18 protein-coding genes and 1 riboswitch are annotated in these 21,869 nt (G+C 39.7%); of the genes, 16 read left to right on the top strand and 2 right to left on the bottom strand.

Annotated elements, in window-relative coordinates; translation table 11 throughout:
* Positions 1-179: 179 nt before the first annotated feature.
* On the bottom strand, positions 180-1,460 hold the full coding sequence (locus AC1M9L_RS01420; RefSeq protein WP_481591122.1) for a tyrosine-type recombinase/integrase: 1,281 nt from the start codon (positions 1,458-1,460) through the stop codon (positions 180-182).
* Positions 1,461-1,996: 536 nt separating this feature from the next.
* Between AC1M9L_RS01420 and AC1M9L_RS01415 the strand changes: the two genes are divergently transcribed.
* The 7 genes from AC1M9L_RS01415 to AC1M9L_RS01385 all read left to right on the top strand — a co-directional run bounded on the left by AC1M9L_RS01415 (position 1,997) and on the right by AC1M9L_RS01385 (position 9,871).
* On the top strand, positions 1,997-3,385 hold the full coding sequence (locus AC1M9L_RS01415) for a methylenetetrahydrofolate reductase C-terminal domain-containing protein (RefSeq protein ID WP_481591121.1): 1,389 nt from the start codon (positions 1,997-1,999) through the stop codon (positions 3,383-3,385).
* A 202-nt stretch (positions 3,386-3,587) separates the two neighbouring features.
* The gene (locus tag AC1M9L_RS01410; protein WP_481589877.1) at positions 3,588-4,268 is read left to right on the top strand and encodes a GntR family transcriptional regulator; all 681 of its coding nucleotides are present in this window, start codon (positions 3,588-3,590) and stop codon (positions 4,266-4,268) included.
* A 214-nt stretch (positions 4,269-4,482) separates the two neighbouring features.
* A complete protein-coding gene (locus tag AC1M9L_RS01405; protein WP_481591120.1) occupies positions 4,483-6,576 on the top strand; it encodes a TonB-dependent receptor in 2,094 nt (697 codons plus the stop codon).
* A complete protein-coding gene (locus AC1M9L_RS01400) occupies positions 6,576-7,592 on the top strand; it encodes an ABC transporter substrate-binding protein (protein WP_481591119.1) in 1,017 nt (338 codons plus the stop codon). Before AC1M9L_RS01405 ends, AC1M9L_RS01400 begins: the two co-directional genes overlap by 1 nt.
* Positions 7,589-8,605, top strand: coding sequence for a FecCD family ABC transporter permease (locus AC1M9L_RS01395; protein ID WP_481591118.1), 1,017 nt, complete (start codon positions 7,589-7,591; stop codon positions 8,603-8,605). Before AC1M9L_RS01400 ends, AC1M9L_RS01395 begins: the two co-directional genes overlap by 4 nt.
* A complete protein-coding gene (locus tag AC1M9L_RS01390) occupies positions 8,602-9,366 on the top strand; it encodes an ABC transporter ATP-binding protein (protein ID WP_481591117.1) in 765 nt (254 codons plus the stop codon). The genes AC1M9L_RS01395 and AC1M9L_RS01390 overlap by 4 nt, the downstream gene beginning before the upstream one ends.
* Position 9,367: 1 nt before the next feature.
* Positions 9,368-9,871: a GNAT family N-acetyltransferase gene (locus AC1M9L_RS01385; protein ID WP_481591116.1), complete on the top strand. Its 504-nt coding sequence runs from the start codon at positions 9,368-9,370 to the stop codon at positions 9,869-9,871.
* Positions 9,872-9,925: 54 nt separating this feature from the next.
* On the opposite strand, the gene AC1M9L_RS01380 is transcribed toward AC1M9L_RS01385, so the two are convergent.
* Entirely contained in the window at positions 9,926-10,594 is a 669-nt protein-coding gene (locus AC1M9L_RS01380) for an epoxyqueuosine reductase QueH (protein ID WP_092766431.1), read from the bottom strand.
* A 336-nt stretch (positions 10,595-10,930) separates the two neighbouring features.
* Here AC1M9L_RS01380 and AC1M9L_RS01375 point away from each other — a divergent pair, with 336 nt between their 5' ends.
* The 9 genes from AC1M9L_RS01375 (at position 10,931) to uca (ending at position 21,828) form a co-directional block, all read left to right on the top strand.
* Positions 10,931-11,914 (top strand): putative oxygenase MesX, encoded by a 984-nt coding sequence (locus AC1M9L_RS01375; protein ID WP_481591115.1) that lies wholly within the window; start codon positions 10,931-10,933, stop codon positions 11,912-11,914.
* Between the two features lie 50 nt (positions 11,915-11,964).
* Positions 11,965-13,008 (top strand): methionine synthase, encoded by a 1,044-nt coding sequence (locus AC1M9L_RS01370; protein WP_481591114.1) that lies wholly within the window; start codon positions 11,965-11,967, stop codon positions 13,006-13,008.
* A gap of 96 nt (positions 13,009-13,104) precedes the next feature.
* Positions 13,105-13,599 carry a flavin reductase gene (locus AC1M9L_RS01365; RefSeq protein ID WP_180027880.1) on the top strand — a complete coding sequence of 165 codons (495 nt, stop codon included), beginning with the start codon at positions 13,105-13,107 and terminating at the stop codon, positions 13,597-13,599.
* Positions 13,600-13,642: 43 nt separating this feature from the next.
* A complete protein-coding gene (locus tag AC1M9L_RS01360) occupies positions 13,643-14,443 on the top strand; it encodes a sulfite exporter TauE/SafE family protein (protein WP_481591113.1) in 801 nt (266 codons plus the stop codon).
* A gap of 103 nt (positions 14,444-14,546) precedes the next feature.
* Positions 14,547-15,464 (top strand): LysR family transcriptional regulator, encoded by a 918-nt coding sequence (locus AC1M9L_RS01355; protein ID WP_481587086.1) that lies wholly within the window; start codon positions 14,547-14,549, stop codon positions 15,462-15,464.
* A 300-nt stretch (positions 15,465-15,764) separates the two neighbouring features.
* A complete protein-coding gene (locus AC1M9L_RS01350; protein WP_481591112.1) occupies positions 15,765-16,439 on the top strand; it encodes a hypothetical protein in 675 nt (224 codons plus the stop codon).
* Positions 16,440-16,659: 220 nt separating this feature from the next.
* Positions 16,660-16,771, top strand: a riboswitch (guanidine-I (ykkC/yxkD leader).
* Between the two features lie 28 nt (positions 16,772-16,799).
* A complete protein-coding gene (locus tag AC1M9L_RS01345) occupies positions 16,800-17,537 on the top strand; it encodes an urea amidolyase associated protein UAAP1 (RefSeq protein WP_481587088.1) in 738 nt (245 codons plus the stop codon).
* A 14-nt stretch (positions 17,538-17,551) separates the two neighbouring features.
* Positions 17,552-18,205, top strand: coding sequence for an urea amidolyase associated protein UAAP2 (locus tag AC1M9L_RS01340; protein WP_179998177.1), 654 nt, complete (start codon positions 17,552-17,554; stop codon positions 18,203-18,205).
* A gap of 2 nt (positions 18,206-18,207) precedes the next feature.
* Positions 18,208-21,828: an urea carboxylase gene (gene uca / locus AC1M9L_RS01335; protein WP_481591111.1), complete on the top strand. Its 3,621-nt coding sequence runs from the start codon at positions 18,208-18,210 to the stop codon at positions 21,826-21,828.
* Positions 21,829-21,869 lie beyond the last annotated feature (41 nt).

The raw sequence follows: 21,869 nt of genomic DNA, 5'->3' as shown, positions 1-21,869 counted from the left end.
ACCGTGGCAAAAGATTGGGATTAAGATTCAGTTTAATCGCAGGGATTTATAATTTAGAACTGAGTAAAAAATGATTTATGAAAGAACCCTAATATTTTAGGGCTATCTTGTTTATAAAAAAAGATATTAACCATTGTGACAACTTAAAGTAATTAGACTCTTTTTAGCTTTTTTTAAAATTAATATTTTAAAAAACTAATGTCTACTTCGGCTGTATCAAGTATCCATTTTTCAATGCGCTTATGGTGTAAACGAAGTAGATCCAAAGGACGATTTTTGTAATGCTTTTCTATTAAAGTTTTGGGTGAATGCCCCATTATATTCTCCGTAACGCCAATAGGTACAGAAACCCACTCTGAAAGATTGCTAAATGATCTCCTGAGATCATGAATAGTTAAAAGTGGTAAGGAGTGTTTTTTTAAAGCTCTATGGTATTGTTTTCTTACGTCTACAATATATCCAGTTTTGGATTTGGAGCTTGAGAAAATATAATTTTTTTGATTCAAAGAAGGTATATTGTTAATCAGATATTCAACATAAGGTGTTAGTGGTATTTGTATAAAACTCTGGCTCCCTTTATTCCATATTTTTATACTTTTCCACTTAAAATCTACATCAGAATATTTAAGAGATCTCAAAGCTTCAGATCTTGCTCCTACTAAAAGACAAATTTTTAAAAATGATCGATGGACAATATTATTTATCTCATCTACGGCTTTAAACCATGTTTTTAATTGTGCCTTTTCTAGTGAGTTAGTCTTTGGGGTAACTCTATGGACTAACTCACGGACACTTTTTGATTTGTATATTTCAGGGGATATCAATTTATTATATATATCGTGTTCACTACACCAATTTATAAATGCTCGTAATATTCTGAATGCTAGAGAAGCTATGGTTTTGTGTTTAAGATTTTCTTTAGCAAGCCAATCCACCAAATCATTGGACTTAAGAGAAGCCAAAGGAATATTTAATAAAGGGAATAAAGCTCCAGGTTGAGTGTGACCTTCGCCAATTTTTTTTAATTTACCTCCAGATTGGGAAATTTTAACTGCATCTTCATATGTTCGTTCTGACCATATACTTTTACGTGACTCAAGGTATTCTTGGTAGGCCTCATTTAATGTTATTTTATTCAATTTTCTATTAATCATACTTTCATGATTAAGTTTTGCTTCTTCATTCTTGATTCTCCGAGGATCTTTTCCTTGATCGCACAAATTCTGTAATCTTCTAGCTTCTTTTCTAGCATCATCTAAACTCCAGCTTTTTATATCTCCAATTGTCATTCTAATTGATCTATTGAAAACTTTGCTCTGGAAAATATATGCTCGATTATTATTAATCGTGACACGTACTGATAAACCGACTGTATCAGTATCCCAATAAAAAATTTGATTCTTTCCTCGGGGAGGTATAGGAAAACTTTTAACTTTAGATGATGTAAATTTAATCTTCATGGCAAACATCCTATGACTATAGTGTAAGCAATATGTAAGTAAATTTAGTAAAGTTTACTCAATAATATTAAATATTAAATTTATTAAATTTTCTGTAAATTATTGTTTTTTATAAATAAATAAACATTTATCAATTGTAATCAACACTGTTAACAACGAACTCATAATCCGTTGGTTGACAGTTCAAGTCTGTCTGGGCCGACCAAATAAAACGACCACTTACATGCATTAATTGTAAGTGGTTTTTTATTTTTTAAATTTTGGTAAGTAAATGGTAACAGCTTAAATCAGCAATTATTTATAATGAGCTTTAGGGCATAAAGAGTTCAAAGATTGAATATCCTGATTTAATCAAATTTAATGGTTGTTCTACAATCTTGTTCAAAAGCCTATTTTTCCTAAGCTATTTAAATTTAATAGATAATTTGGATATGGGTTACACCCAATTTAGTAAATCTTTGAATAAGTGTATGAAATCTATTCATTTGGATTTAGACAATGATTGCAGTCTAAAAAAATTCGGTCAATAAAGACACATGCTTAATTTTTTTCAACACTTAGAACTTCAAAAATTCTGTATTTTAGTAGAGTATTTAACCTCAACCAAAAGCCAACAGATAACACGTAATATAGCGGGCTTTCAAGCCTTTGTAGCCATTGCCGATCGTGTCCAATCGGATCACGATATGGCACCCCTTGAAGCAAGTCAGGATTATCCAAAATCAATAGATAAAGTTTTGCATTTTTCAGGGAAAGGTCGTGATATTAAGGATTTCGAGTTATTTCTTCATCAGGCTAGTTCAGCTCAGATTAGAAATTTACTTTTGATCACTGGTGATAAGCTTAAAGAGCATAGTTATGGGGATGATCAATTTGAACGTACTCGATATCTAGAATCGATTAATGCTGTGATGTCCGCAAAGAATTATGGTGGATTTAACATAGGTGTAGCATTTAATCCCTTTAAATATACTGAGGCTGAGCATTATGCTCAATATTTAAAATTACATAAAAAAGTTAGTGCCGGCGCAGATTTTATTATTACTCAATTAGGGTATGACATGGATGCCTTAAAAGAGATAAAGTCTTTTCTAAATCATTACCATTACAAACAAAAAATACTGGCTTGCGTTATGCCACTGAGCTTGGCACGGGCCAATTTTATAGTCAAAAATAAAGTCACTGGTATTGTGATTACACCTTATATGTTGAGAGTGTTGGCTGAGGAAAAACAGAATGGATTGGCTGAAAATGCGTATAAGCGGTGTGCCATACAAATATTGATGTGTAAGCTTTTAGGTTTTAATGGTGTTCATCTTTCAGCATGCGAAAATTCAGAAGAACAGAAGGTTCTGCAAAATTATATTGAGCAATATCAACATGATGATTTAGAGGAACTAGAAGCACGCTGGAAATCTCTTTGGCAGATTCAGACTGGAAATGAGTTTGTTCCAGAATTAACTCATGATGCACGTCAACCGACATTAGGTCAGCTGATTAAATATCATCATTTGCATGTCATGCATAAAGCCCTTTTTGAGTCCAAAATCTCTAAAGGTGTAGGTAGGTTTATTTTTAAAGCGTCCTTTTGGAATAACGAGCTAGCATCAAAAACTTTGTTAAAAAGCGAATTTAAGTCAAAACATATGGTTGTGGGCTGCGAAAATTGTGGTCAATGTAGATTGGCTGATACTTTATATATTTGCCCTGAAACATGTCCTAAAGGACTTGCAAATGGCCCTTGCGGTGGCACCACATTTGATCGATGTGAGTTTGGAGATCGTGAATGCATTCACTCTGTAAAAGCCCGATTAGCCAAAGCTGTAGGACAAACTGACGTTTTAAAAGATACCCTGATTGCAACCGTACCCGTTGAAGTTCGTGGAACCAGTTCTTGGAAAAATTGGTTTTTGGGAAAAGTTTAAGTGTGTTCAATTTCTTGTATGAGTTGATTTATAGTATTGAAATGCAATTATTAATTAACGTTATATAGGGGCTTAAATTATCGTATAAATCTTCAAGCCAAAATTTAATCTATTTTCCTATATATCAACATTTACTGATTCTTAAATTCTCATGATGACTCTATAATTTATTTATTACATAGATGTAAAACGAGAATTAAGGATGAGCATAACGCCCATTAAGTCAGGCACTGGCAATTTAGCTAATGTGATTTATCAACAAATAAAGGATGATATTTTTAGCTTTAAGCTCAAACCTGGACAACGTTTTACTGAAACGGACCTTTCTGAAAAGTATGAGGTCAGCCGTACCCCAACACGGCAAGCACTGTATCGTCTTGAACAGGAAGGCTATGTGAATGTGCATTTCCGCAGTGGTTGGGAAATTAAGCCTTTAGATTTTACCTTTTATCAGGAGCTCTTTGATTTACGTATGATCTTGGAAAAAGAGGCTGTTAAACGTTTATGCGTAATGGATCATGAGCAATCTGAAGAATTACAGAATTTAAAGCGATTATGGCTTGTAGACGAACAGGACTATAACCAGAACACCAAAGCATTGGTGCTGCAAAGTGAAGATTTTCATTGTGCCTTGGTTAGAGCTGCAGGAAATCGTCAAATCGCCAAGATTCATCATGAAATCAGTGAAAAAATCCGAATTGTGCTCAGTCTAGGCGCCATGCGTGAATTCGATATCCAGCATGCTTATCAAGATCATGCTGCAATACTTAGATGTATTTTAGCTCGTGATGCTGATGGGGCGATCCATTTAGCAGAACATCATGTCTTACATAGTATTGAGGACGTGAAGAAAATTACTCTTAAAATATTTTCGACTGTTTAGGATAAATTATTAAAAAAATGCCAATTTTAAAAAATTGGCATTTTTTTTGCCTCTAATTCATATCTTGTATACAAGAATGTACACAAAACTAATCCAGCGATGCCAGAACAACATTTGCTTAGTTTTAGTGCATAGATTTAATGAATAGTGCACCAATTTGAATTCAATATTTGTAAACGCATCAATATTGTGCGTATAAATGAGGATAGTTTTTTTGAGATCTCGTGTAACTTTATTAATAGGTTTAACTGGCATCAATCAAGGGGTGTTTGCAACAGATCAGGTCAAAACCCTAGATACGATTTATCTCAGCACAGCTTTAGCCTCAGAATCTACACAGCACGCTCAAGCACTTACCAAATTTCAGCATGATCTATTGGATATCCCGTTTAATAAAAGCCATTTGTCGCAAGACGTTATCCAGCAGCAAGATATTCAGCGCATGGATCAAGCCCTCAGCATCGTGAGTGGGGTATTGCATCAAAATAATTATGGTGGGGGCTTTTGGGATAACTATTCATTCCGAGGATTCCAAGGCAATCCCAATATGGGGGTGGATGCCATTCGTAATGGGCTGAGTGTCAATCGTGGCATTTCTGCACCTAAAGATATGGTCAATATTGAATCACTGGATTTTTTAAAAGGTCCCAGTGCCGCACTGTATGGACGTGGTGAGGTCGGTGGGGCATTGAATGTCACCACAAAAAAACCAAAATGGACGTCTGAAACAACGCTTAATCTTCGTGGGACAACACAAGATGAATATCGTTTAAGTCTTGAACAGACCGCGCCAATCAGCGATGCGTTGGCGTATCGAATAGCCGCTGCAATGGAAGATAACCAGTCTTTCCGTGATCATGTCAGTAGCCAACGTTTATTTGTCGCGCCACAATTCTCATGGAAATTATCTGAAAATACCCAAGTGGATTTAGATACTGAATTTACCCAGCATCTAGGCACATTTGACCGTGGTATCACGGCTGTCAACAACCAGTTATTGATGGATCCAAAGACCTTTACGGGTGAGCCTTCTGATGGTGATATGCGCGTCAAAGACAATCTCTATCAAGTACGATTAAAGCATCAGCTCAATGACGCATGGCAGATGAATGCTGCGATCAGTTATAAAGATGCGCAAATGGTCGGCTATTCAACAGAACCACGCAAATTACAGGCCGACCTTGAAACATTAGAGCGTCAGCGTCGTCATCGTGATTATCAGACCGAGGATATGCTGCTCCAAAGTGAATTACTTGGTCAACTGCAACTCGGTCATGTTCAGCATGAATGGGTACTCGGTGCAGAAACAGGGCGTTTGGACTTTATGCAACGTCAATTGCGTCTTAATCACTCGGCTGCTCAGCCAAATTGGATCAACATTTACAATCCCACTTATGGGCAATTTAGCTCTGAACTACCTTTACATACCGATTCCGATGAACGTCAGCAGTACATGGCTGTGAATGTACAAGATCAGGTCTTTTTTAATGACCAATGGAATGTGTTATTCGGAGGTCGATTCGATCGTGTCGAACAGCGCTTCATCAACCATCGCACGCAGTTCAAGGATCAGAGTACAGCACAAAAGTTTAGCCCACGCATAGGCCTTAATTACCGTCCTATACCAGCACTGTCTGTATATAGCAATTATGGTGAAGCATTTTCCATGAATAATGGCATGGGTCGTACAGGGGAGACGTTTGCACCTGAAACAGCGAAAAGCTATGAAATCGGCGCGAAATACCAATGGCAAGATCACAGTATGCTTAGCATCGCCTTGTTTGATATGAGCAAAAAAAATGTCCTGATGACGGATGCCATTGATCCAAACTATGAAGCTGCGGTTGGTGAAGTGAAAAGCAAAGGGCTCGAAATTGACTTCAACCATCGTATCAATGACCAGATGATGTTGTCAGCAGGCTACGCCTATATGGATGCCAAAGTCAGCAAAGATGACGTGTTACCTGTAGGCTCAGCACTGAGCAACGTACCCAAACATAGTGCACATGTCATGGCAAGTTATGACCTTTGGCAAAATACGCAACATGCAGCAGGTCTAAATTTCAACCTCAATTATGTCGGGCAACGGAGTGGAGACAGCCCAACCAATACGGCTAATGGTTTCAGCTTACCTGCCTATACCGTATTGAACCTTGGGGCTTATTACCAAGCAAATCCAAATTTACGCTATCAACTGAATATTCATAATCTGTTAAACGAGGAATATTATCTATCCAGTTATAGCCATGTATGGATTCAACCCGGTGAGCCGATCAAAGCAGCGTTATCGGTACAGTGGCAATACTAATGCAAAGATTTATTGTCCTTTTACTGAGCTGTGTACTGTTGGGTTGTACGGCAACAGAGCAACCGATATCAGCAAAAATACAAAGCCCAACATCGCACTGTGTGGTTGATAGCTCAGAGACCGAAGTCTGCCTAGCTCAGCCAGCACAGCGTATTGTGTCCTTGTTTGAATCAGGTTTAGACGGGCTATATATGTTGGGGCAGGGTGCAAAGGTCGTGGGGATTCCTGCTGAGGTCTATTTACAGACCTTGTTATTTAATGCTTATTCCAAAATGGATCCACGTATTGCCAATAAGCAACTCGCTACACCTTCACAAGGCTCAAATGCCACCAACATTGAAAGCTTAATGCTATTAAAGCCAGATTTGGTGATTTTAGGTAGTGGGCAAACACAAACCATTCAATTGCTTCGACAATTTGGTATTGCAGTCTATGTGATGGAATCAGGCACTTACGATCAGGTGAAAGAAGAGCTGTATGAAATTGCACAGCTTACAGGTGCTGAGCAACGGGCTAAAGAAATTCTGGATTTTTCAGATGTGCTTCTGGCTGAAGTGGCACTCAAAACCTCAAAGCAAAAATATAAGCAATCAATATATTACGCATGGTCAGGTGGACGAATTTATTCAACCTCAGGCCGTAAATCGATTACCAATGATTTTATTGAATTGGCAGGGGCTTACAACGTGGTTAAAACGGAGACCAATCAACCGAATGTCAATCCAGAAACGTTGATTGAGTGGAATCCTGACAATATTGTACTGTGGAATACCGACCCAAACCTGATTTATCAGCGTAAAGAATTGCAAGGTCTAAAAGCAGTACAACAACAGAAAGTGTTTAATCTCAGCCCTGCATTTATCTATAACCCACATACCATCAAAATTATTGTGACTGCGATTTATCTACATCATCACATTTATCCTGACACCTCAGACTTAGCAGTTGAAGCTTTGCAACTCAAGATTTTACAGAAGCTCTATGGTCAGAAAATTGCCAAGGAGTTGATGTCATGAGCCATACCTCATGGAAATACACTTGGTTTTATCCATTGCCGATTCTGCTGATTTTTGTGTCGCTGTTGCTCGGCCCCAGTCAAACATTAAACGCAGGGGATTATGCACTATGGTTTATCCAGTGGATATTTGGTACAGCGTATTTTGATGCGCAACAATTTAGCTTGATGCAAAATATTGTCTTCAATATTCGCCTACCACGCATCTTATTAACTTTTATGGTCGGGGCGGCTTTGGCAACAGCCGGCAATGGTTTACAAGCTTTATTCCGCAATCCCTTAGTAGATTCATACGTACTCGGGATTTCTTCAGGTGCCGCCTTTGGTGCGGCTTTAGCATTATCTTTGAGTTGGTTATCGCCCAATTTATCGGCGTTTATTTTTGGCGTATGTGCAGTGGCATTAACCTATGTGTTTGCCCAGCAAAAGCATGAAAGCCAAACTTCATTGGTGATGGTGATTTTATCCGGCATGATTGTTTCAGGTCTGTTTTTAGCAGGACTGACCATTATTCAATATTTAAGTGATCCTTTTAAATTACAAGCGATCGTGCAGTGGACCATGGGGAATTTACATCAGGCATCGTGGCAGAAAGTCCAATATGCGATTGTGCCGATTACGGTGGCTTTAATGGGCTTATACGCCATGCGTTGGCGCTTGAATCTGATGGCATTGGGAGCTGATGAAGCACAAGCTGTGGGGGTGAATCCGAAGTGGGAGCAACTCATACTGATTGTATTGGTGACGCTATGCACCTCCACTTCAGTAGCTGCCGCAGGCATTATCAGTCTATACGGACTATTTATGCCGCATATTGTGCGCATGCTGGTCGGCCCTGACCACCGCTACAGTATTCCTGCCAACATGATTCTAGGCGGTAGTTTTTTACTGCTGATTGATAATTTTTCACGAGTTTTACTGAGCTTTGAAATTCCAATCGGCATTTTCACCATGCTCCTCGGTGCGCCATTTTTTTTATTATTGATCAAAACACAAAGGACGGCTTGGGCATGATTCATATTGAACAGTTGAACTATGCCTATGGGCATAAACACGTGTTAAAAAATATTCAGCTTGAATTCCCAGCGCATCAGTTCTCGGTGATTTTAGGTCGCAATGGTTGTGGCAAATCCACCTTATTTAAGCTGATGGCAGGTTTAGAACAGACCACAGATGGGCAAGTACTTTATGCGGGTCGGGCTTTAGAACATATAAAAGGCAAGGAAAGGGCCGCGCTACTTGGGTTTTTACCGCAGTTCCATAAAACGGTTTTCCCATTTTTAGTTAAAGACGTGGTGATTACAGGTCGGGCTGCATTCAGTCGATTTCGACCATCCAAGCAAGATTGGGACATGGTTGATCAGGCTTTAATGGATCTCGATATCGAACATTTAAAAGAGCGTCCTTATACCGAGCTGTCAGGGGGGGAACGTCAATTGGTGATGATTGCCCGTATTTTGGTACAAGCACCAAAAGTGATTTTATTAGATGAGCCGACTAATCATTTGGATGTTTATTATCAATCTTATTTGATGAAAAAACTACGTCAATTGTCGCGACAGAATTTTACTGTGATCGCTATTATGCATGACCCGAATTTGGCATTTTTATTTGCCGATCATTTGTTCTTTATGCGTGAACATGAAGTGATTCGTCCTGATTCAAAAGCGCGTCTCACCGATCCGAAATTTTTAAAAAGCGTCTACGATGTCGAGTTTCATGAAGCTATGATTCAAGATAAAACCATTGTTATCCCTGATCATTCTTGGTTGTAAAATGAATTTATCCTATGAAACACTGCAATCCGCTGATCAATCTGTCATTCAATTTGCTTTAGATTCACGGCAGCTTTTATTTCCAGAACTGTATGGTGCTTGTATTCCAAAAGATATTGCCCAGTTTGAGCAGTACTATGTGGACAGTCCTTTAGGCTGTTTTATCGTGGTCAAAAATCAAGCCAAAATTATTGCAACGCTTGCTTACCGTGCCTATGACGGACGTTTTGATTTGGATATTGCTGAAGGTGCTGTTGAGGTGGTCAAACTTTTTGTACTGCCTGAATATCGTCGACAAGGCATTGCCACGCAACTGTGTCAGTTATTATTTACACATGCCGAGCAACACGGCATAGAAACCTTGTATTTGCATACACATCCCTTTTTACCTGCAGCGGAGCAATTTTGGCGTTTACAAGGTTTCGACGTGATTAAACGTGAGTGGTTAAAAACTTACAATACCATTCATATGTTAAAAACTATAAAATCTGATCAACAATTTTGAAATTTAGCCATAAGCTTAATTATTTATATAGATTATAGCTAAATACTGAAGTAATCAGTCTAGATCATCCAGAGCATTTGAATAGAATTTCACACCTATTTTGATGCGATCACGCCCTTGGCTCATACGCCAACGATTAGTATCACGTAAGGAATAGACGCAACCACAATATTCCTGTTGGTAAAACTCCTCTTTTTTGCTGATTTCGAGCATACGCACAGCACCACCATTCTTACGCCAGTTGTAATCCCAATAAGTTATCCCTTCATAATGTGAAGCTGAACGATGACCACAGTCGTTGATTTGCTTCATATCTTTCCAACGGGAAATACCAAGCGAACTACTTATTAGACTGAAGCCATTTTCAGCTGCATATAAAGCTGTACGTTCAAAACGCATGTCAAAACACATAGTACAACGAATGCCTTTTTCAGGTTCATTTTCCATACCTTTGGCGCGTGCAAACCAATTGTCTGTATCGTAATCACAGTCGATAAAAGGAATGTTATGTTTTTCGGCAAAGCGAATATTTTCTTCTTTACGAATTTCATATTCTTTGACAGGATGAATATTGGGGTTATAAAAAAAGATCGAAAAGTTGATGCCTGATTCAATCAGGGTTTCCATCACTTCACCCGAGCATGGTGCACAGCAGGAATGAAGTAGAAGTTTGTCGTGACCTGCTGGGAGAGACAGTTTTTGACGTTCAAGTTTGTTTGACATGGTTATATAGGTTTAAATTTAAACCCTATATTTTAAAGATTGAGTAGATAATTAAACCTCTAATAAGCTGATATTTTCTAAGGTTAGGTTGAGATAAATTCACTTGAGCACCATTTGAGTGAACGGAATCGCATCCGTATACCAGTGATCTACTCATTAACTGCATGGATAAGTTAGCTCATCTATTCTAAATCGCTTTGAAATAGCGAATATGCTTTAACATGAGGGATTCTCATCTTAAGCTGAATTTATATCGTTTTACTCACTTTATTATTCACGTTTAAATACAGCCATTCAGAAAATTAGCTTTTTATAAAATTTTAGGTGGCAATCTCCATGAGTACAGCATTTGAGTGTTCAATTAAACGTATCCGTTTTGATGAAAACTATACGCCAGCAGAAAGTACACGTTTGACTACAAACTTTGCTAATTTGGCTCGTGGTGAAAGTCGTCAGGAAAATCTGCGCCGTACACTTGCGATGATCAACAACCGTTTTAATAGCTTGGCGACTGTCGATAATCCTAAAGGTGATCGCTATTCACTTGAGATCGACATCATTTCTGCAGAACTTGATATCGAAGGCAATGGACAAACTTTCCCATTTATTGAAACGCTGAAAAGTGTGGTGATTGACCACCAAACAGGTGAACGTATTGAAGGTATGATTGGCAATAGCTTCTCATCTTATGTGCGAGATTATGACTTCAGTGTGGTATTGCCTCAGTTGGGTTGTGGCGTGGGTGAAAAACCTGAAGATTTTGGTGATCTACATGGCAAATTGTATAAACATTTGGTGAATTCAGCAGTATTTAAAGCAGAATTCAATAAAGAACCAGTAATTTGCTTAAGTGTTTCAACCTCTAAAACCTATTACCGTACCACCAACGTACATCCTATTTTGGGTGTGGAATACAAAAATGATGAATATTCACGTACCGATGAATATTTTGCCAAAATGGGCTTACGTGTACGTTATTTCAAACCTGAAGGTGGTAACGCACCACTCGCATTCTATTTTGCTGGCGATTTAGTCCGAGACTACACTGATTTTGAATTGATCAGTGCGATTGCAACTATGGAAAGTTTCCAACGCATCTATCGACCTGAAATCTACAACACCAACTCTCCTGCAGGTGTGGTGTATCAACCAAGCTTAAGCTATGGCGACTACTCACTAACTCGTATTGTTTATGACCGTGTAGAACGTGCTGAGTTAGCAGTCAAACAAGGTAAATGGACAGAAGAAAATTTCATTAAGCCTTATCAAGACATTTTAAATAAATGGGCTGAAAATTTCGAAGTCGAAACAGCTGCTTAAAACATCCAATTGATATACAGATTCACGAATTTAGAGAAAGAAGATTAGACATGGCACTTACACCACCGAAATTATTACTCCCAACTTCAACTGCGGGTAGTTTACCGAAACCATCTTGGTTAGCTGAGCCTGAAAAACTATGGTCTGCATGGAAACTCGAAGGGGAAGAGCTTCTTGAGGCAAAACGTGATGCATTGAAATTATCATTACATGAGCAAGTCACTGCTGGTATTGATATCGTGAGTGATGGTGAACAAACCCGTCAGCACTTCGTCACTACATTTATTGAGCATCTTGAAGGTGTGGATTTCGAAAAGCGTGAAACCATGCGTATTCGTAATCGTTATGATGCAAGTGTACCTTCTGTTGTGGGCGAAGTTTCTCGTAAACAAGCGGTATTTGTTGAAGATGCGAAATTCTTGCGTAGCCAAACCAATCAGCCAATTAAATGGGCGTTGCCTGGTCCAATGACCATGATTGATACTTTATTTGATGGTCACTACAAGAGCCGTGAAAAATTGGCTTGGGAATTTGCCAAAATTTTAAACCAAGAAGCTTTAGAGCTCGAAGCAGTAGGCGTGGATATTATCCAATTCGATGAACCGGCGTTTAACGTATTCTTCGATGAAGTAAATGATTGGGGGGTACCAACCTTAGAGCGTGCACTTGAAGGTTTAAAATGTGAAACTGCGGTTCATATTTGCTACGGTTACGGTATTAAAGCCAATACCGACTGGAAACAAACTTTGGGTAATGAATGGCGCCAATACGAAGAGTCATTTCCGAAGCTACAACAATCTAAGCTCGATATTATTTCGCTTGAATGCCAAAACTCACGTGTGCCAATGGATTTGATTGAATTGATTCGTGGTAAGAAAGTCATGGTCGGTGCAATTGATGTGGCAACTAATCAAGTTGAAACCGCAGAAGAAGTCGCGAATACCCTGCGTAAAGCTTTGCAATTTGTGGACGCGGATAAGCTTTATCCATCAACGAACTGTGGTATGACGCCGCTCTCTCGTCAAGTGGCACGTGGCAAGCTTGAGGCTTTAAGTGCTGGAGCTGCCATTGTCCGTAAAGAGCTAGAAGCTTAATCAAACGTAGTCTTGTATTAATCAGGGCAAATCGTCGCAAGATCATTTGTTCTGTCTAATGTACGACACGTCATATGTATATTTGAGATGAAAGAGATGATTGAAGCAACAGACTTTAGAAATGCAATGTCTTTACTTACAACTGCGGTAAATGTGATTACAACCACAGGCGAAGCAGGGATGCATGGCTTTACTGCATCTGCGGTATGTAGTGTCACAGATACTCCGCCAACACTATTAGTCTGTATGAATCAGTCCTCTCGTTCACATGTACATTTTGTTGAAAATAAAATCTTAGCTGTAAACGTACTGAGTACTCAGCATGAACAGCTTTCGAATGCTTTTGCTTCAAGCAAGCTCAGCTCAGAAGATCGCTTCAGACTAGGTGATTGGATTGATTTAAAAACTGGGTCGCCGATTTTAGAAGATGCTTTAGTCAGTTTTGATTGCGAGATTGAGAATATTCAACAAGTCGGTACACATAGTATTTTTTTATGCCGTGTGACTGCAGTAAAGCAAAGTAATCAAGAAGAAAGTTTGGTGTACTTTAACCGTGCTTATCATCAAGTGGGTCAGTTGGAACACGCTTAACTCAACCCCTTAATCCCTTCATCTTTTTAAAAGTTAGTCTATTGTGGAACTTATAACCTTTTTAATCATCGGTGCATTTGCTGGTTTTTCGGCTGGGCTGTTTGGTGTAGGCGGTGGTACGATTATTGTGCCACTACTTTTTATTGTCTTTACCCAAATGGGTTATGATCCTGATGTCATTATGCATCTGGCACTAGGTACATCTTTAGCAACAATCGTTGTCACTTCGATTAGCTCATTAATGGCACACCATAAAAATGGTGCTGTGATATGGCCTGTATTTAAAAATCTAGCTCCACCCATGGCCATCGGCGGTTTTGCAGGTGCTGGAATTGCTGGTTTGTTATCGGGATTACATCTTCAAATCATGGTCGGCTTATTTTTGATTTGGGTGGCGTATACTATGTTTACAGGCTCGAACAAAGCAATTAATTCAACAATGACTCTTCCTTCATCAAGTCAGCAAGTTGCAGCAGGTAGTGTCATTGGGATTGCATCGGCACTCTTTGGAATTGGTGGTGGTAGTCTGACCGTTCCATATCTGAATCGTTATGGGGTGGTGATGCAAAAGTCTGTCGGTACATCTGCTGCTTGTGGATTACCAATAGCTCTAGCTGGTGCTATAGGGTTTATGGTTTTTGGTATGACTGCTGAGATCAATGTGCCGAATACCATCGGGTATGTTCATATTTATGCTTTCATTGGCATTAGTGTGATGAGTTTTATAACAGCAAAATTTGGTGCCAAAACTGCACATGCCTTATCGCCAGCAATGTTAAAGAAATGTTTCGCTGTCTTGTTGGTTATCATAGGAAGTATCTTCCTTGTAAAAGGATTGATTTAATTTCACCCAAATGTCTTATCAGCCTAGATAGCTCACTTAATGTGGGCTAAAGCGAAGATTTTAATATGTCCCTAGAGGGATCATGATTTGAGTTTTTTCCCATATGATCGAACTAAAACATTTGAAAATGCTATTGGCTTTGAGAGAGCATGGCTCTTTAGTCGCTGCAGCGAGTGATCTCTGCATTACACCTTCAGCCGTATCTCATCAGTTACGTGAGCTTGATCAGTGGATGGGGGTTGAAGTCGTCAACCGCAAGACGAGACCAATTACTTTTTCTAATGTTGGCTTAAGACTGTTGCAGTTAGCGGATGAAATTTTACCGCAAGTTCAGATTGCTCAAAGCGATATCACGCGTATTATCCATGGGCAAACTGGCAGAATTACATTTTCTTCAGAATGCCATAGTTGTTTTGATTGGCTCATGCCGATATTAAATCAGTATCGAAACCAATATCCTGATGTTGATTTAGATTTCGCATCAGGGTTTGAAGCAAATCCTCATGAATTGCTACAAAATGGCGAATTTGATTTGTTGATTACTGCAGACCCAATTGCATTAAAGGGAGTTGAATATTTCCCAGTATTTGAATATGAATCACGACTTGTTTTATCTACAACACATCCTTTGGTACGTGCAAAAAACATTACTGTTCAAGATTTAGCTGATGAAACGCTGATTACATTTCCAGTAGACAAACATCGTTTAGATATCATGTCGAAGTTGTTCATTCCTGCAAATATTCTTCCAAAAAATATTCGAACCACAGATCTGACCCAGATGCTGATTCAGTTAGTCGCAAGTGGGCGTGGAATCGCAGCTTTACCAGATTGGGTGGTAAACGAATATGAAACCAAAGGGTGGGTCACTTCACGTCGCCTAGATTGCGTTGCACCAGAGGGGTTAAGGCGTACTTTATATGCAGGTTTTCGAACTGAAGATAAGGAAAAAGATTATTTCGATTCATTTTTAAAAAAATTAGCTAAATTTTCAGAATCAAGAAAACTTTATTACATGTAAGAAAGTTTAATCATTCTGAATAAAGTGAAGATTGAACCTCGAATGAATCTTCATATTAATAATGAGCAAAGTTAAGATGAAAATTAGATAGTCGCTATTATTTGTATGAAGACGAATTTTTTGCTTTAGATTATACTTTTTTAACTAAGAGTGATGTCTGACATCGATACATTGGACTCATCATCTGTTTGTAGACAGTAAACGATTTGATCTCAGCCCATTGCCCACCATTTTGGTCATTTATCTAAGTGTTTTTTTTAATTATAAAACTCAATTCATTATAAATTTAAGATTATATCCATGATACAACTCATACCTTCATTTTCAGTTTCAGACTATCTCAGCTTATTTTCGATTATCTGTACGACGCTTATAGGTATCGTTGCTGTCTTTTACGGTCGAAAAACGTATTTTGTGAGTCTGAAAAGTTTTAATGAAAATAAAAATTTATATGAGGCTGCATCTTTTTACATTCGTGAATTTATCTCTGTAAGCCCGAATAAAACAATAGATCCTTTTTTGAAGAAAATTGCCAGTGATCAACTTAATGGCGGTGTCGAGATTCCTTCATTTTTAACCGATATACTTATACGCAAATATGCAGATTACTATTTTTACTTAGTGAAGTCCCTTCGCACTACATGGAAATTTTTTAAAGTTGAAAATGGAGAAATTCAATGTATTTATTCAGAACGGGAATTAGTCTTTAAAGGGTTAGCGTATGGTGCTCTATATACCGTCACCGGTTCCTTAGCTTTTTTTATATTTTCAAATTTTACTTGGTTTTTAGCTCGTTATACCTCAGATAGCGCATTAAACACAGGGATGACTTTAATCATTTTACTTGTATTTCTTTTGTCCGTAGCACTTGGAAGCTTAGTTATGATTTTTCAGTTAATCACTGTGCGTGATATCAATCAGAGTCTAAACCTACTTAAGCAATCAGAAAATAACCGCTCAAAACAAACAAAATAGAATCATGTGTTAGCTTTTTTCTTTGCACAAGAAAATTGCACGCAGGTTAATTTCGGTGCTTACCGAGTATTCTTTACTCCGACTGATTCAACAGGTTTACTTGAATTAAATTCTGTTCAATACAATCAGCTCTAAGAGAAATGTTATATATCAAGCGATAGTAATACTAAAATACAAAAAAGTATTACTTTGGCATAGCCTTTGCATCTATCTACATCATCATAAAGTGATCTAGGGTTCCGATACATGAACAATCATGTATGTCTGCGACCGAGAGTTCACGGCTTAAGTTGCAAGCTCAAGCTACACGGAGGGATAAAAGCCCGGGAGGTAAACCGTAGAAGATTGGGATGGATGCATATGAGCACAATAACTTATCACGAAGATCAAGTCCTTTGGACGGAACGTTTACCGGGTGGACACCATTGGTCAGCACGTATTCAGCGTGGCGCAGTATTACAACTCAAAGCCTTAGGTAAAAATGCCAATGTGGCACTGTACTGCATCAATAGCGAAGATAAGCTCGAACGCTACAACATGCCAGACAGCTTAAAAGGGCAACATACGGCATTTTTAAGTACAGGACATATCCTTGCATCTGACCTTGGTCGCGCGATGATCTCTATCGTCAAAGATGACCATGGCTGGAATGATGCATTTTGTGCACCAAGTACCGCACAACAAATTGAACAACAATTTGGTTCAAAAACCTTTCAAGATGTACGCAACGACATGTACCGTAACGGCAAAGATTCTTTACTGCTTGAAATGACCAAATTCGGCTTATCCGCAACAGACCTTAGCAGTACTTTAAATCTGTTTTCCAAAGTTCAACCAGATGACAATGGCAACCTCAGTTATGTGGCATCTGACAATACTGATCAAGTGATTGAACTGCGCTTTGAAATGGATTGCTTAGTGTTCTTATCATCCGCACCGCATGCTTTAGATAACAGCACGGAATATGCGCCTGCCGATGTTCAATTGTCTTTATACAAAGCACTTCCTTTAAGCGACAGCGATGTATGTCGTGATTCATGCCCGCAAAATCAGCGTGCATTTCAAAACAATAATCGTTACTACGCACTCAGCGCTTAATTGGGGGATACAACATGACTGCATTAGTGAAATTAGAAAAATCAGTTTTAAGCGAAGTTTGTCCTGCCGGTGAAGCATGGATGTGCGAAGTCAAAAAAGGACAGTATTTCCGTATTGTGGATTTAGAAGGCAACCAAGCGGTGGATACGCTGTTTATCTCGGCATCAAACCCTGAAGAGCGTTATAGCGCAACTGATACCTTAGCGATTAATCAACAAATCTATTTAGAAAAAGGCACAGCTCTATACACCAACTTTGGCAACAAAATTGCCACCATCCATGATGATAACTGCGGTCGCCATGACACTTTAGGCGGTGCTTGTTCATGTGAAAGTAACACCGTTCGTTATGCACATGACAAATATCCAATGCACAGTTGCCGTAACAATTTCATGATTGCATTGTCTCAGCATCCAATTGCCAAAAAACATGGCTTAAACGTGCGCCACATCGGTCCAAATATTAACTTTTTTATGAATGTGCCCGTGACCTCTGAGGGGCATCTAAAGTTTGATGATGGTATTTCTGCACCGGGTAAATATGTGGAAATTAAAGCGGAAATGGATTTAATCGTGCTGATCTCCAACTGCCCACAACTGAATAATCCTTGTAATGCCTATAACCCAACCAAAATTCAATTGATCATCCGTGAAGGCGAGGACGCATAACCATGACTAAAAAATATGGATTGAATAAAGTTTTGATCGCCAACCGTGGTGCAATTGCGTGTCGTGTCATTCGTACCCTTAAAAAACTCGGTATCCAATCAGTTGCAGTCTATTCAGAGGCCGATCGTGATTCACTGCATGTGACTTTAGCGGATGAAGCGGTGTATATCGGTGAAGCACCAGCCAGCCAAAGCTACTTAAACGTTGAAAAAATCTTAGAGGTTGCTAAACAAACCGGAGCACAAGCCATTCATCCGGGTTATGGCTTCTTGTCTGAAAATGCTGAATTCTGCGACCTATGTGAATCACAGGGTATTGCTTTTATTGGACCAAATTCTGCGCAGATGCGTGCCTTTGGTCTGAAACACACGGCGCGTGAGCTTGCGATTCAAGCCAATGTGCCATTATTACCGGGTAGTCAATTACTTGCAGATGAAGCTGAAGCCTTAACGGAAGCGAATCGTATTGGTTATCCTGTGATGCTGAAAAGTACGGCCGGTGGCGGTGGGATCGGCATGCGCTTGGTCTGGAATGAAGCTGAACTGAAAGATGCTTATGCAACCGTGTCTTATTTAGCCCAAGCCAACTTTAAAGATGCCGGTTTGTACTTAGAGAAATTTGTGCAAAATGCCCGTCATATCGAAGTGCAAATTTTTGGCGATGGTCAAGGTCAGGTGATCGCACTCGGTGAGCGTGATTGTTCAGTACAGCGTCGTAACCAAAAAGTAATTGAGGAAACGCCTGCACCGCATATCAATGATGAACAGCGTGCCTACATCCAAAATGTTGCCATTCAACTGATGCAGTCGGTAAATTACCGTTCTGCGGGTACGGTTGAATTTGTGATGGATACCGATACACAAGAATTCTATTTCTTGGAAGTGAATACCCGTCTACAAGTGGAACATGGCGTGACCGAGCAAGTCTTTGGTGTTGACTTGGTGGAATGGATGGTGACATTAGCCAGCGGTGATTGGACTGCACCAATTGAAAAACTCGAATCGAAAGGGCATTCGATTCAAGTACGTTTGTACGCTGAAGACCCAATCAAGAATTTCCAACCTAGTGCAGGCTTACTCACCCATGTTGAGTTTGATGACAATGCCCGAAATGAAACATGGGTAGAAACAGGTTCCAATGTATCGTCATTCTATGACCCGATGATTGCGAAGATTATTGTGACTGCGGATGATCGTGCTTCTGCGATTCAAGCTATGACCGATACTTTGGCGAAAACCTCAGTTGCAGGGATTGAAACCAATCTTGAATATTTACAAAACATTATCGACTGTGAGGTATTTAAAGCCGGCACACAAACTACACGCTTTTTAAATACTTTTGAGTGGAAAACCCAAAAGATTGAAGTGTTACAAGCTGGCATTCAAACTGCTGTGCAAGATGTTACAGGACGTTTGGGCTACTGGGATGTTGGTGTGCCACCATCAGGTGCGATTGATCCATTATCACTCAATGTTGCGAACCAATTGCTTGGCAATGCGTATAACACTGCAGGCTTAGAATGTACGCTACAAGGTCCAACGTTAAAATTCCATTGTGACAGTCAAATTGTGCTTGCCGGTGGCGATATGCCATCAACACTAGATGGCGAAGCTGTGCCAATGTGGCAAACCATCAATGTGCGTAAAGGTCAGATTTTAAAATGTGGCAAAATTACAACAGGTTGCCGCACCTATATCGGCATCAAAGGCGGGCTAAATGTACCTGAATATTTAGGTTCACAATCAACCTTTACCTTGGGTCAGTTTGGTGGTCATGCCGGGCGTAACTTACTGATTGGCGATATGCTCCCAATTACAGCATTCACAAGCGATGAAATTAAAGCTCTTGCACCTGAACAAGTGCCTTCATTTAGCCATGAATGGGAAATTGCGGTGATGTACGGCCCACATGGTGCGCCTGATTTCTTCACCAAAAATGATATTGATACCTTCTTTGCCAATACCTTTGAGATTCACTTTAACTCGAGCCGTACCGGTATCCGCCTGATTGGTCCAAAACCAGAATGGGCACGTGAAGATGGTGGTGAAGCGGGTCTACATCCATCCAATATTCATGATAATGCCTATGCCATTGGTGCCATCGACTTTACCGGTGACATGCCAATTATCTTGGGTCCAGATGGTCCAAGTCTCGGTGGTTTCGTTTGTCCTGCAGTGGTGATTCATTCTGAACTATGGAAACTCGGTCAGCTTAAAGCCGGTGACAAAGTGAAATTTGTCCCTGTAAGCTATCACCAAGCCAAACTTTTAAATGAAAAATATCATGCGCAATTAGAAGCTTCAGATACAGAAGCGGTGGCATTTGATGAGTCGTTCTATCCTGAACTCGCAACTCTAAAAAATGCGGTTCTCGATACCTTAAAAGGTGAAAATGGTGCGCCTGATGTGGTGTATCGTCCTGCCGGCAACAACTACATGTTGGTGGAATATGGCGAATTGGTGCTGGATTTAAACTTACGTTTCCGTATTCATGCTTTGATGCAATGGGTACAAAAGCAAAATATTCAGGGCATTATCGACCTGACACCGGGCATTCGTTCACTACAAATTCACTTTGACTCATTAAAAATCGATCAACTTGATTTACTGCGTTTATTACAAGTGGCTGAAGCTGAATTGCCTGATGTGACCGAGATGCAAGTCCCATCACGGACTGTATATTTACCACTGGCTTGGGAAGATTCACAAACGCAACTTGCCACCGAACGCTATATGCAAACCGTTCGTCCAGATGCACCGTGGTGTCCAGACAATATCGAATTTATCCGTCGTATTAATGGCTTAAAAGACAAACAAGCAGTGAAAGACGTGGTATATGATGCAAGTTATTTGGTCATGGGCTTGGGCGATGTGTACCTTGGTGCACCTGTCGCAACACCACTTGATCCACGTCAGCGTTTAGTCACCACCAAATATAACCCTGCACGGACATGGACCCCTGAAAATGCTGTGGGTATTGGCGGTGCATATATGTGTGTCTATGGCATGGAAGGTCCGGGGGGCTATCAGTTTGTCGGTCGTACCACACAAATTTGGTCACGCTACCGTAAGAATGCCGACTTTGAGCAAGGCAAACCGTGGTTATTGCGCTTCTTTGACCAAATTAAATTCTATGAAGTGTCTGAAACTGAACTCATGCAAATGCGTGTGGACTTTAAAGCTGGTCGCTTAAAACTGCGTATTGAAGAAGGCGTATTAAACTTAAAAGAGTACAACGACTTCTTAACTGAAAACCAAGAGTCCATTTCGGCATTTAAGTCTGTGCAACAAGCCAACTTTGATGCAGAACGTCGTCGTTGGCATGAGGCAGGACTTGCAGAATACGTGTCTGAAAGCCTTGATACTGTGGATGATAGTGAAGGCGTGGAAGTGCCTGAAGGGGGCTGTGCGGTGGAATCGCATATGCCGGGTTCAATTTGGAAAATTGAATGTCAATCAGGCGATATTGTGGAAGAAGGTGCAACGCTTGCGGTGATTGAAGCAATGAAGATCGAGATTCCGATTATTGCGCCTGAGCGTATGAAGGTTGAAGCGATTACCATTGAAAAAGGGCAAACGGTGAAAACGGGACAGGTATTGTTTACGTTGGCTCCAGTGGCTTGATGAAATAGAAATAAAAAAAACCGTCCTTAAGGGCGGTTTTT

It is taken from the genome of Acinetobacter sp. ANC_7511, assembly GCF_056779975.1.
The sequence above is the reverse complement of the archived record's forward strand: the minus strand, read 5'-3'. Positions and strand labels throughout refer to the sequence as shown.